This is a genomic window from Lacinutrix chionoecetis (assembly GCF_053604665.1).
Map to the genome: position 1 here is coordinate 125,496 of NZ_JBSHNQ010000083.1, position 12,591 is coordinate 138,086.

Here is a 12,591-nt window from a genome sequence, read left to right on the forward strand (position 1 = left end):
CATTATAAAATGAAAATAGTTAAGAAAATATTAGTCGTATTATTAATAGCCTTTGTTTTAATTCAGTTTTACAGACCAGAAAAAAATCATGTTGAAGTAAGAGAAGTTGCTGCTTTTGAAGCTGAAACACATATGGATGCAAATATCAGATCCATCATGGAAAACAACTGCTACAGTTGCCATAGTAACAAAACCGATTATCCTTGGTATGCGGAAGTTGCACCTGTATCTTTCTGGTTAAATGACCATATTGAAGAGGGCAATGAGCATTTTAATGTCTCACAATGGGAAACGTACAGCGACAAGAAAAAAGACCATAAACTGGATGAATTAATTGAGGAAGTTGAAGAAGGCGAAATGCCTTTAGATTCATATACTTGGACGCATGGTTCTATTACAGAAGCTGAAAAAGAGGCCATTATCACTTGGGCTAAAAAGGCACGTGAGAATTACGACCTGTAATATTGAGATAGTTTCTATTTTAAAACAGTATGAATACAAACTGCTTATATTCAGTAATTTATATTTGTTCTAAACCATTTATTGCATAGCTTTAGTATTATTAATTTAAAACTAAAAAAGTTATGTCTATAAGAATTGGAAATAGTTGTGTGAATTGCGAAAATTTAGCAGCCAACGAAACATGTAAAGTGCACGGTGTAAAAGTATCTACAAGTTATACTTGTGATAGTTTTGAGATGAAAGCCGCTTTAAAAAATGATCCTAATTGCGACACTTGTGCAAGATATCAAGGTCCAACCTGTGCTAATCCTCAAAAAGCAACGCCAGGAATGTTGTGTTCGCATTGGGCACCACAAAACGCAACAGCTTAAAACTTTTACTTTTAATAACAAATACAAACAGTATTCTTTATAGTTTACTGTTTTTTTGTTTATTATCATTACCTTTGCATGCAATTAATTCCAATTGCAATGACAGCACACGAAAATAAAATAGTTGGTGAAGGTTTAACCTACGACGATGTTCTTTTAGTCCCAGCTTTTTCTGAAGTTCTTCCAAGAGAAGTCAGTATTCAAACTCAATTTACTCGAAATATTACAATAAATGTTCCTATTGTATCTGCAGCTATGGATACAGTTACCGAAAGCCAAATGGCAATTGCTATGGCGCGTGAAGGTGGAATAGGAGTGCTTCATAAAAACATGACTATAGAGCAACAAGCACAAAAAGTGCGTAAAGTAAAACGTGCAGAAAGTGGTATGATTATCGATCCGGTAACCTTACCATTAACAGCCATTGTTGCAGATGCTAAAAGCGCTATGCGGGAACACAGTATTGGTGGTATTCCAATTGTAGATGAAAATGGCAATTTAAAAGGGATTGTTACCAATAGAGATTTACGTTTCGAGCACCAAAACAACAGACCAATTATTGAGGTGATGACGAGTGAAAACTTAGTCACAGCTCCAGAAGGAACAAGTTTAAAGGACGCTGAAAAAATTCTTCAGAAAAATAAAATTGAAAAGCTTTTAATCGTAAAAGAAAACAAATTGGTTGGGTTAATTACCTTTAGAGACATCACAAAAGTGACTCAAAAACCAATAGCCTGTAAAGATACTTATGGAAGATTGCGTGTCGCAGCAGCCATTGGCGTTACAGGTGATGCAGTAGAAAGAGCTGAAGCATTAGTTAATGCAGGCGTAGATGCTATAATTATAGATACTGCTCATGGGCACACAAAAGGTGTGGTAAGTGTTTTAAAAGAAGTTAAATCTAAATTTCCAGAATTAGAAGTTGTTGTTGGTAATATAGCAACTGCCGAAGCTGCAAAATATTTAGTAGATGCAGGAGCCGATGCTGTTAAAGTAGGTATTGGTCCAGGTTCTATTTGTACCACACGAGTAGTTGCAGGTGTTGGTTTTCCACAGTTTTCTGCTGTTTTAGAAGTCGCTGAAGCTATTAAAGGCTCTGGTGTACCGGTAATTGCAGATGGAGGTATTCGTTATACAGGCGATATCCCTAAAGCGATTGCTGCAGGAGCAGATACTGTAATGTTGGGATCACTTTTAGCGGGAACAAAAGAATCTCCAGGAGAAACCATTATTTACGAAGGAAGAAAATTTAAGTCTTATCGCGGCATGGGTTCTGTAGAAGCCATGAAACAAGGTAGTAAAGACCGTTATTTCCAAGATGTGGAAGATGATATTAAAAAATTAGTTCCAGAAGGTATTGTTGGTCGTGTGCCGTATAAAGGCGAATTGGTTGAAAGTATTCACCAGTTTATTGGCGGTTTGCGAGCAGGAATGGGCTATTGTGGCGCTAAGGATATTGCAACTTTAAAAGCGACAGGAAAATTTGTAAAAATTACAGCATCAGGTATTAACGAAAGTCATCCTCATGATGTGACTATAACTAAAGAGGCGCCTAATTATTCAAGGTAGATTTCTTCATTTTAAAATCTTCTATTTGTTGGTTTGCATTTTTGATTTCAGCGGCTGTTGGTGGTTTTTGTTGTTGCTCTTCTTTTAAATCAGGTTCGTAACTTAAGGACATTAAAAGTGGAAAATGGTCAGAATCTATAGCCTCACAAATTTTCATACTTCTAAATCTAAATTCTGACGAGACGAATATGTGATCTAATGGCCAACGAAGTAAATATTTTTTAGCATTATAAGTATTATAGAAACCGCGCCCAACTCTTGCATCAAGTAGACCACTTATAGATTTAAAAAGCTGAGACGTTTCAGACCAGGCAACATCATTTAAATCACCCATAACAATTACGGGGTGTTTAGAGTCTCTTGCCAATTTAGCAACCAACATTAATTCTGTATCACGATCTGTAGACATGGTATTTTCAGTTGGCATAGGTGGTGTGGGATGAATGGCATAAATTTGAACAATATCATTATTTGGGAGCTTCAGTTTAGTGTGAATAGATGGAATACTGTCGGCTACTAAATATTTAATTTCAGAATCTATTAATTCGTATTTAGAGTAGAGCAACATACCATAAGTGTTTGGTAATGCAACTTCTACTTTATAAGGGTATTTAGATTGTACCACACTTTGCACATTGTTTTTCCACCTTTTATTTGCTTCGGTTAAAACAAGTATATCAGCATCAATAGTCTTTATTGCCTTATTTATCTTATCTGGATTTTTATTTTTCTGTAATAAATTTGCAGTAAATAATTTAATAGAATCTTTACTGCTTTGCGAATATTTAAACAATTCAGTTTTTACAATAGGCGTAAAAGGTGCAATTTTATAAGCTTGAAAAACAAAACACCCAACTAATGTGAGAATAAATAAACTGTCTCTATAATCTTTAACCTCAAACTTTATATAGAATAAAAGGATTGAGAATAAAGTTAAAAAAGTAAGTTGTACATGTGGGAAATCTAACATCCTTATAAACCAATAGTCTAAATCTAAAAGAGGTAAAAGGGTGAGAACAACAGTTAGCAATCCGAAGACTTGTAATGTTCTTTTCAATATCATAAAAACAGGTTAGAATCTTGTATATTTACAAGATTAGAGCATAAATGTAGGCATAAAGTTTTAAACAGAACATTTATTGTTTTATTGAACAAAAAAAAAGACCTTAATGGAAATAATTGGCAATATAATAAAGGGAGCTATTAATATAAAAGATGCGTTGACGCCATCTGTAAATCCTGTTGAAGCGCAGAAGAAAGTACTTCAAAATTTATTAGAAACAGCAAAAGACACACAGTTTGGAAAACATTATAATTTTCAAAAAATAATTGATGCCGAAGATTCTACAATAGCTTTTTCTGAAGCGGTTCCGTATTTCGATTATAATGACATTGATAAAAAATGGTGGAGTAAACTGCATAATGGCGAAGAAAATATAACTTGGCCTGGAACGCCGTCTTACTTTGCATTGAGTTCTGGTACAACTGGAAAAACAAGCAAAAGAATACCAGTTACAGATGCGATGTTGAGTGCTATAAAACAAGCAGGAATAGACCAAGTTACGGCTTTGAGTAATTTCGATTTGCCAGCAGAGTTTTTCACCAAAGAAGCGATGATGTTAGGCAGTTCTACAGACTTAACAGAAAAAGATGATCATTTAGAAGGAGAAATTAGTGGTATTACTGCAAGTAATATTCCGTCTTGGTTTAAGGGATTTTACAAGCCAGGTGAAGATATTGCGAAAATTGACGATTGGGATAAACGAGTAGCTACAATTGCAAAGCGAGCTAAACAGTGGGACATTGGTGCATTAAGTGGTATTCCATCATGGATGGAATTGATGTTGAAAGAGGTAATTGACTATCATAAGGCAGAAAATATTCATGATGTTTGGCCAAATTTACAGGTGTTTACTTCTGGAGGTGTTGCTTTTGGGCCCTACAAAAAAAGCTTTAATGCGTTATTAGGTAAACCAGTAACTGTTATAGATACCTATTTGGCATCCGAAGGGTTTATAGCTTTTCAGGCAAGGCCAGAAACCGATGCTATGCAATTGGTAACGGATGGAGGAATATATTTTGAGTTTGTTCCTTTTAAACCGGAGTATATAAATCAAGATGGTTCTTTAAAAGCGAATGCGCCAAGTATAACTTTAAAAGACGTAGAATTAGAGCAAGATTACGTTTTATTAATAAGTACAGTAAGTGGTGCATGGCGCTATTTAATTGGCGATACTATTGAATTTATTAACCTTGAAAGAGCCGAAATTAAAATAACTGGTCGTACCAAATTCTTTTTAAATACCGTTGGCTCACAGCTTTCTGTAAACAAATTAGATGATGCTATTAGGCATCTTGAAGACACTTTTAATACAACAATACCAGAATATACCTTATGTGCTAAGCGTTTTGACGATGGTTTTTATCATAGCTGGTACCTCGGTTCCGAGGAATTAAATGAAGATAATGCATTAGTGGTGTCAACTTTAGACAACTTCTTGAAAAAGGCCAATAAAAATTATAAAGTAGCAAGAGGAAAAGCCTTAGAAGGTGTTAAAGTACAAATAGTTAAGCCAGAAGTATTTGCAGATTGGAGCGGTGCTAATAAGAAAAAAGGCGGACAAGTAAAGATGGAACGTGTTATGGGTGAAGACAAATTTAAAGAATGGGAAGCGTTTACAGAGACCTACTAAGATTTAGATAACTCTAAATCTCTTTTATTTATTATATCCATAATTTCTTCGGGAGACAAATAATATTTTTTTATCCTTGCTATGTATCGCTTATCAATATTAGCCTGATTTAAAATAAAATCTTTAGTTATTAAAATATATTTTTCCATACCCGATTTTATTGCAAAAGTATCTGCAGAGCGTTCGGCTTCAACGATATGGTTTTCAGATAATAGATATTTAATGCCAAACCAGATGAGGTTAAATTTACTTCTGTTTCTGTAATCCATAACATGTCCTAATTCGTGACCAATCCACCCAATTAAAACATCCTTAGGCATGTTTTTGGTGTAATAAACTTCTCCAGAAATATTTACAGTTTCACTTATATAGATATTATACGACCGTTTTCCTCTTTTTTTAAAAAAACTTCCAAAAGACGGTTGTGCTTGCATTGTGGATTTCTTAATCTTCTTTTTAAATTTAAAATGTATAGGTGTGCTTTTTAAATCTGGATAGTAAGACAAAGCAGTTTCAATTTCTTCTTTTATAGATTCTGGTATAGTGGATTGTGCGTAAAGTGTATTAGTCATTAATAATAGTATAATTAGTTTCAATTTCATTTTAATGATAATATAGAAGATAAATGTTTAATAAAAAACCATTTAACTTTTTAGCGAAAGTATTTTAACATTTAATGAGCACAAAAGACTTTCAAATATGTTAAAAATTATTCAAACATATTACAGATAGCAATAAAATTATCAGTAATTTTACATGTTGAATAAATTGTAAATTATGTCTTTTGAACGCGTTCAGGAAAAATTAAATATACTTGCAGATGCTGCTAAATACGATGTGTCATGTTCTTCAAGCGGAAGCAATAGAACTAACAAAAATAAGGGTTTGGGTAATGCGTCTGCTTCGGGAATCTGCCACAGCTATACCGAAGACGGTCGGTGTGTCTCTCTTTTAAAAATCTTACTTACCAATCACTGTATATTTGATTGTGCATATTGCGTTACCCGAAAAAGTAACGATGTTAAGCGTGCAGCTTTCAAGGTTCAAGAAGTGGTAGACTTGACCATTAATTTTTATCGAAGAAATTATATAGAAGGTCTGTTCCTGAGTTCTGGCATTTTTAAAAGTGCAGATTATACTATGGAACGATTAGTGGCAGTGGCCAAAAAGTTAAGAATTGAAGAAAATTTTAATGGTTACATTCACTTAAAATCCATTCCAGGAGCAAGCGATGAACTTATGCGTGAAGCAGGATTATATGCCGATAGATTGAGCGTAAATATTGAAATACCAACAGAGAAAGGGTTAAAGCTTTTAGCTCCAGATAAAAACAGAGCAGACTTTTTAAAGCCTATGAACAAGGTTAAAAATGAAATTATTCAATATAAAAATGAAAAAAAAATAATTAAAAGTACACCTAAGTATGCTCCTGCAGGACAAAGCACACAAATGATTGTTGGAGCCAGCGGAGAAAACGATATGCAGATTATGTACACGTCTAATTATTTTTATAAAAATTTTAATTTAAAACGTGTCTATTACTCTGGTTACGTACCAATTAGTTACGATAATCGTTTGCCACAAATAGGAACACCAGTACCTATGCTGCGTGAAAATAGATTGTACCAAACCGATTGGCTCTTACGCTTTTATGGTTTTAATATTGAAGAAATATTAAATCCGAAACACCAAAATCTCGATCTTGATATTGACCCAAAATTAGGTTGGGCGCTTAGAAATTTGCATGAGTTTCCTGTAGATATTAATAAAGCAGATAAACGAATGCTGGCAAGAATTCCTGGGTTAGGCATGAAATCGGTTTATAAAATACTGCAGGCAAGGCGTTTTAGGCAGCTCAATTGGGAGCATTTAAAAGCAATAGGTGTTGCGTTAAATCGAGCGCAATATTTTATTATTTGTGCGTCTAATCAATTTGAAAGGCGTGATCTTACTCCAGAAAAGATTAAAGGACTAATTCTTCAAAACTCTAAGAGTAAGTACACTTCGCTACTAAGTAACCAGTTAAATTTATTTTCATAAAGCTATCGTGTTATGAGAATAACATTAGTTTACGACGGTTCTTTTGATGGTTTTTTAACTTCCGTTTTTATTGCTTATGAACAGAAATTAAAGCAGGTTTTTATACAGCGAGAAGCTCTTTTTCAGGATTCGTTCTTTGGTATCCACGAATCTGTTATATCAGACAAGGATAAAGCAAATAGGGTGTGGAAAGGACTAAAAGAGAAAGTAACTTCTAATGAGTTGCATCAATTTTATTATGCTTTTTTAAGCGAATTACCCATTGTAGAAAATACATTATACCAAGCTTTTGTTTATATATTTAATTCCAAAAATAACGTCGCATCGAACTATTCTAATAAGCACGTGCTTGCTATTTCAAAACTGGCGAAAAATGTGGGTAGGGAAAAACACAGAATGGAAGCTTTTGTTCGATTTAAGCTTACTAAGGATGAAATTTACTTTGCCAATATTGAACCTGATTTTAATGTTTTACCTCTAATAACAGGCCATTTTAAAAAACGTTATGCAGATCAAAAATGGCTTATTTACGACTTAATTAGGCGTTATGGCATTTATTACGATTTAAATAAAGTTGAAATTATTAAACTAGATTTCGATAAAAATTTTGATCCTACCTACACGTCATCTTCCATTTTCGCAGATATAGAATTGGAGTTCCAGCAACTGTGGAAAGATTACTTTAAGAGCACAAATATTAAGTCGCGCAAAAACATGAAATTACATGTACAACATGTTCCTAAACGCTATTGGAAATATTTGAGTGAAAAACAACCCTATTGAAAATACTGTCAAAGTCTCAAAACAATGTTTAAAAAGGCCTCTTTTTCTATGTAATCGGCACAAATGTTCAATAAAATCAATTTTAGTTATCTATTTTTTAGTTAGTTAGAAAATATCTTATTATTATTGTACTATATAACCTACTTTCAAAACTAACGCCTTGAACACAACTACTTTACTAAGTTTAGTACTTTTTTTTCAGTTTACACTTTGTTTTGCTCAAACTGATGATTTACAAACGCCAGCCTCTCAGTCTCAAAGCAAAGAAGAACTTTTAAAAGAAGAAATGGATTCGCTGGTACGCGGTCTTAGAAAAAGTTTCTATGGTAATGATTATGCAAAAACCATAGAGGATGGAAACATTATTATAAAGCAAGCAGAGCGGTTAAAAGACTATACAGCCGTAGCCAACATTGCGAGTATTTTAAGTAATGCCTTTTTAGAAATTAATGACACAAGTGCAGCAAAAAAAATCATTAATAAGCAGTTAAAACAATCAGAACTAAGAAAGGATACATTTGGTTATTTGGGTGCAAGTATCGATTTGGGGAATTTTTATATCAAGCAGGGAGATAACGATAAGGCGATTGAATCGTATAAAAACGTAATTCCTTACGCTAAAAAAGCCAAAGATACTGTAAGATTGTTTATTCTAAATTACAACATTTCAGAACTGTATTTAGATAAGGAAGACGAGTCTAAAGCGCAATCTTATGTATACGAAACAGGTAAATATGTAGAAAGTCTGCCATCTAAAGTTTATCCAGCAGGTTATCAATTAATTTTGGGTAGGCTATTGTATATGCAAGGCGATTTTAGAGAAGCTACTGTGCACTTAAGGCAAGCAATAGAATTGTCTGAACCTATAAACTATACTGATGCTTTAATAAAAAGTTATAGTTATTATGCCTTAGCAAATGCTAAAATGGGAAATTATATTGAGGCGTATAAAATGCAACAACAAGTTGCGCTGTATAAAGAAGAAAAATACAATCAAGATAAAATAAAGGCAGTAGAAACTGTAACCGCAAAATTTAATCTGGAACAGTATAAGCAAGAATTAGAAGCCACAGAATTAAGAAACCAATTAATTGAACAAGAAGCCGATAAAAATGAAACGATTCTTACATGGGTTTCAATTGGTTCAATTGGTTTATTACTCTTTATAACTGCATTACTGGTTTCTTATAATAGACGAAAAAAATTACTTAAAGATTTAAAGGAGAAGAATGTAAAATATTTATTGGCTAAAGAAAAAAGTGAAGAACTCGCCAACGCAAAAAGCCTATTCTTTTCTAATATTAGTCACGAATTGCGTACACCGCTTTATGGTATAATTGGTTTATCTTCCATATTAATGGACGACAAAGATTTGCATAAACACAAAGACGACGTTAAATCTCTAAAATTCTCTGCAGATTATTTGCTGTCCCTAATAAACGACGTATTACAAATTAGCAAATTGGATTCTAAGCAAGAAACCAATTTAAATAAAATAACGTTTAATTTAAACGATCTGGTTACAGGTATTATGAAGTCTTTCGAGTTTTTGAAAGTCCAGAACATGAATGACTTTAAAATAAATATAGACAAAAATGCACCTTCAATACTCGTAGGTGATGACGTCAAGTTATCCCAAATACTTATAAATGTAATTGGTAACGCCTGTAAATTTACAGAAAACGGAGTGATTTCATTAGACGTTAACGCCATAGCCATTAAAGATGAGAAAGCAACTTTAAATTTTAAAATTAAAGATACAGGAATTGGAATTGCAGAGAGTAAACAACAACTTATTTTCGATGAATTTACTCAGGTTAAAAACGAAGGTGGACACTATCAAGGTACAGGTTTAGGGCTTCCTATTGTTAAAAAGCTTTTAGAACTGCATAATTCTGAAATAAACTTAATTAGTGAAGAAGGTAAAGGGACAGAAATAAGCTTTACAATTACTTACGATATAGCAGAGGAAAATTATTCCGAAGTTGTAGACATAGAATTAGAGCCTAAGATTTCTATTAACAACAAATCTATTTTGGTTGTAGATGATAACAGAATAAATAGAATTGTTACAAGAAAAATGCTTGAAAAATATAAAGCAAAACCTTTGGTTGCAGAAGGAGGTCTAAAAGCTGTGGAAATTGTTAAAAACAATAAAATCGATCTTATTTTAATGGATATTAACATGCCAGAAGTTAATGGGTTAGAAGCAACAGAGGCCATTAGAGAGTTTAATTCTACGGTTCCAGTAATTGCCCTTACAGCCGTAGAGATTGAAGAGATGCGTGAAAGTATACAAAATTCTACTATTTGCGATATTATTATAAAGCCTTACGACGAATTGGTTTTTGTTGAAACAATTTTAAAGCATCTCTAATTAATGTTTTGAGGATCTCTCCTTAAAATTATATTTACCTTAGGAATACTACAAATTTAAAGGTATAGGTACGACTGTAATTTAATGTTCACTCTAAATAATATAGACTTACAATATAAAGTGTGCTACGTGCAATCACCCAAAGCAAAAAAGAGTGAGTAATTGTTACAGGCTAAGCTAGCCAGCAACGTTATTAAAATAAGCGTAGTTAATTAGAACTGTCTCCTTGTTTTGCTATTTCTTCTACTGCGAAAGTTAGAGCTGCTTCTAGTGTAATATGCTACAAAAGCCCAGACAACACTAATTAAAATAGCTAAAATAATTATCTGGTAAAAATCATCGGTTACAGCCATGTTTCTAAGATACGTAAATTCCCGAATTTTTTTAGCGAGATTAAGGACATTAACACGTGACTCTACTAGTTGCCTGCCGAAATTGCGTTGAAATATTACATACTTATATGACAAGCGTAATCCATTAAAATTAAATGTTTAGATATGCATTAGCACGGCTTAAGAAATAAATACATCCGACTTGCTTTATTGAAGAAAAGTAAAACTATTGTTATTTAGACTTAGCTATTTCGTTGAAAGGAATAAATAAAAAAAAATCAAACCCTAAGGTTTGATTTTTTTAATATATTACTATTTAAATTCTGTTTTTATAAACTATCTGTAATAACCCATTTGCCAATAGCAGCGCTATAGGTAAGTTCGAATGCCGAACCTTGGGTGATTGTCATGTTGCTACTTTGCTCAATTCTATTTCCAATAGAAGAACTTGAATGATTAGGCATTAAAGTAATGTCACCTGTTGTAGCGTAGATTACTAATTGCTTACCGTCTTCGGCGGCTTCTATTCCAGTTAAGATCATGTCAACAGGTAATGTTCTAATCATATCTTTAGATATAATTTTTCTGTTGCTTCCATCTCCTGGAAAAATACCAACACTTGCATTGTGTACAATAATTGGATTTGTGTGTGTAAAATTACACTCTTTTGTAATTGATTCTGTATTGGTGTTTTCTACCGTAGCAGATATAATACCAAAGTTTAAGAAAGAAAGTACAGATAATAATGTTGTTAACTTGATCATAGGATTTAGGTTTTGTATTAAATAGCTCGGTAAAAATACATTATTTTAGGTTATAATGAACACTAATAACCCTTTTTTGTACAAATTTTCTACAAAAGGTAAATATAATCGACTAAAAACCTATAAAAAAGACAAAATACCTACTTCGAATACGTATTCACGACACTCGTTAAAATACATCAATTTAACTTGTTTATTTGTGACTTAGTATTGTCTATATCCATGATGATGTTTTTTGTCTAATCGAAAGATAATCATATAGTTAGTAATGTATCTATGGTTTTTTATTATGCTAATAAATATTGCTTGCTTCAGTATAGACATTAGAAAACTGTGTAAAGAATTCAACAAATTTTTAAAATTCTAAATCTATTAATGTTTCTTTAAATAAAAGAGATTATTGAAGTGGTTTTAAATAACGAGAAAATCGATGTGTATCAAACATGAGGCAATAGTACTTAAATATATATTATGTGTGAAGACTATATATAAGGTGTGAAGCACTTATGCATTCGTGTAAACTTGTCCGCGATGCGGCTTTAATACATCTCTCACAGGCTTCATTTTATCTTCATCAATCACTAAAAATGCCGTAGCATGGTAGTCGCTTAAAGTTTCAACACCAGTAATTTTGATATTCAATTTTTCTGCGATTATATATTCTTTAAGATGTTGTTCGTGATGTTGAGCAATCTTTAAAGCGTTAGGACCTCTAAAATCCCAGATTAATTTTAGTTTACGCATTTTTTACAGAAATTCCTTTTTCTACAAAATTTTTAAAGTCGTTAAGATATACCATAGATTGTTTTTTAAAAGATTCTGGAGCCAATACGGTCATTATATGCATAAAAAAATTTGTTGGGATAAATTCACTCGTGCAAATCCATTTGGTGTATCCTTCTGGAGTGCTTTCAAAATAATTCTGTTGTAAGTTGAGAATGCCCTTACCATCGTAGTTAACATGAAGTTCGTGAGGTAGCTTACTTTCGGTTATCGTTTCAATAAGTGTCATTTTGCGTTTGCCAAAAGTGTAATTTAATTTCATTTTAGCACCAATTTTACCAGGATCTCCAGAAATATGCTCGAAACTTTCTAAGCCACGCTGCCAATGTTTCATATTATCATGGTTATCAAATCTATTTATAAATTGTTCTAAAGGGACTTCTACGATAATTTGCGAAGTATACTTCATGAGTTGTT

At 32.7% G+C, this 12,591-nt stretch carries 12 protein-coding genes; 7 read left to right on the forward strand and 5 right to left on the reverse strand.

The window, feature by feature from the left end; genetic code table 11:
• Positions 1-9 precede the first annotated feature (9 nt).
• The 3 genes from ACVC43_RS09655 to guaB all read left to right on the forward strand — a co-directional run bounded on the left by ACVC43_RS09655 (position 10) and on the right by guaB (position 2,402).
• Positions 10-462, forward strand: a complete 453-nt coding sequence (locus ACVC43_RS09655; RefSeq protein WP_452224306.1) for a heme-binding domain-containing protein — start codon at positions 10-12, stop codon at positions 460-462.
• 122 nt (positions 463-584) lie between these two features.
• Positions 585-833 (forward strand): hypothetical protein, encoded by a 249-nt coding sequence (locus tag ACVC43_RS09660; RefSeq protein WP_452224307.1) that lies wholly within the window; start codon positions 585-587, stop codon positions 831-833.
• Between the two features lie 99 nt (positions 834-932).
• The gene (guaB, locus tag ACVC43_RS09665) at positions 933-2,402 is read left to right on the forward strand and encodes an IMP dehydrogenase (protein WP_452224351.1); all 1,470 of its coding nucleotides are present in this window, start codon (positions 933-935) and stop codon (positions 2,400-2,402) included.
• Here guaB and ACVC43_RS09670 read toward each other — a convergent pair.
• Positions 2,386-3,465 (reverse strand): endonuclease/exonuclease/phosphatase family protein, encoded by a 1,080-nt coding sequence (locus ACVC43_RS09670; RefSeq protein ID WP_452224308.1) that lies wholly within the window; start codon positions 3,463-3,465, stop codon positions 2,386-2,388. The two genes, guaB and ACVC43_RS09670, sit on opposite strands and share 17 nt — an antisense overlap.
• 106 nt (positions 3,466-3,571) lie before the next feature.
• Between ACVC43_RS09670 and ACVC43_RS09675 the strand changes: the two genes are divergently transcribed.
• Complete coding sequence (locus tag ACVC43_RS09675) at positions 3,572-5,095, forward strand: GH3 family domain-containing protein (RefSeq protein WP_452224309.1); 1,524 nt, start codon at positions 3,572-3,574, stop codon at positions 5,093-5,095.
• Here ACVC43_RS09675 and ACVC43_RS09680 read toward each other — a convergent pair.
• Positions 5,092-5,697, reverse strand: a complete 606-nt coding sequence (locus tag ACVC43_RS09680; protein WP_452224310.1) for a hypothetical protein — start codon at positions 5,695-5,697, stop codon at positions 5,092-5,094. The genes ACVC43_RS09675 and ACVC43_RS09680 overlap by 4 nt on opposite strands.
• Before the next feature lie 175 nt (positions 5,698-5,872).
• Between ACVC43_RS09680 and ACVC43_RS09685 the strand changes: the two genes are divergently transcribed.
• The 3 genes from ACVC43_RS09685 (at position 5,873) to ACVC43_RS09695 (ending at position 10,295) form a co-directional block, all read left to right on the forward strand.
• Entirely contained in the window at positions 5,873-7,135 is a 1,263-nt protein-coding gene (locus ACVC43_RS09685; RefSeq protein WP_452224311.1) for a putative DNA modification/repair radical SAM protein, read from the forward strand.
• A gap of 12 nt (positions 7,136-7,147) precedes the next feature.
• Positions 7,148-7,918 carry a TIGR03915 family putative DNA repair protein gene (locus tag ACVC43_RS09690; RefSeq protein WP_452224312.1) on the forward strand — a complete coding sequence of 257 codons (771 nt, stop codon included), beginning with the start codon at positions 7,148-7,150 and terminating at the stop codon, positions 7,916-7,918.
• A 160-nt stretch (positions 7,919-8,078) separates the two neighbouring features.
• Complete coding sequence (locus tag ACVC43_RS09695) at positions 8,079-10,295, forward strand: ATP-binding response regulator (RefSeq protein ID WP_452224313.1); 2,217 nt, start codon at positions 8,079-8,081, stop codon at positions 10,293-10,295.
• Positions 10,296-10,956: 661 nt separating this feature from the next.
• On the opposite strand, the gene ACVC43_RS09700 is transcribed toward ACVC43_RS09695, so the two are convergent.
• The 3 genes from ACVC43_RS09700 to ACVC43_RS09710 all read right to left on the reverse strand — a co-directional run bounded on the left by ACVC43_RS09700 (position 10,957) and on the right by ACVC43_RS09710 (position 12,583).
• Positions 10,957-11,391, reverse strand: a complete 435-nt coding sequence (locus ACVC43_RS09700; RefSeq protein ID WP_452224314.1) for a hypothetical protein — start codon at positions 11,389-11,391, stop codon at positions 10,957-10,959.
• A gap of 504 nt (positions 11,392-11,895) precedes the next feature.
• A complete protein-coding gene (locus ACVC43_RS09705; RefSeq protein ID WP_452224315.1) occupies positions 11,896-12,135 on the reverse strand; it encodes a hypothetical protein in 240 nt (79 codons plus the stop codon).
• Positions 12,128-12,583, reverse strand: a complete 456-nt coding sequence (locus ACVC43_RS09710) for an SRPBCC family protein (RefSeq protein ID WP_452224316.1) — start codon at positions 12,581-12,583, stop codon at positions 12,128-12,130. Before ACVC43_RS09710 ends, ACVC43_RS09705 begins: the two co-directional genes overlap by 8 nt.
• Between the last annotated feature and the right edge of the window lie 8 nt (positions 12,584-12,591).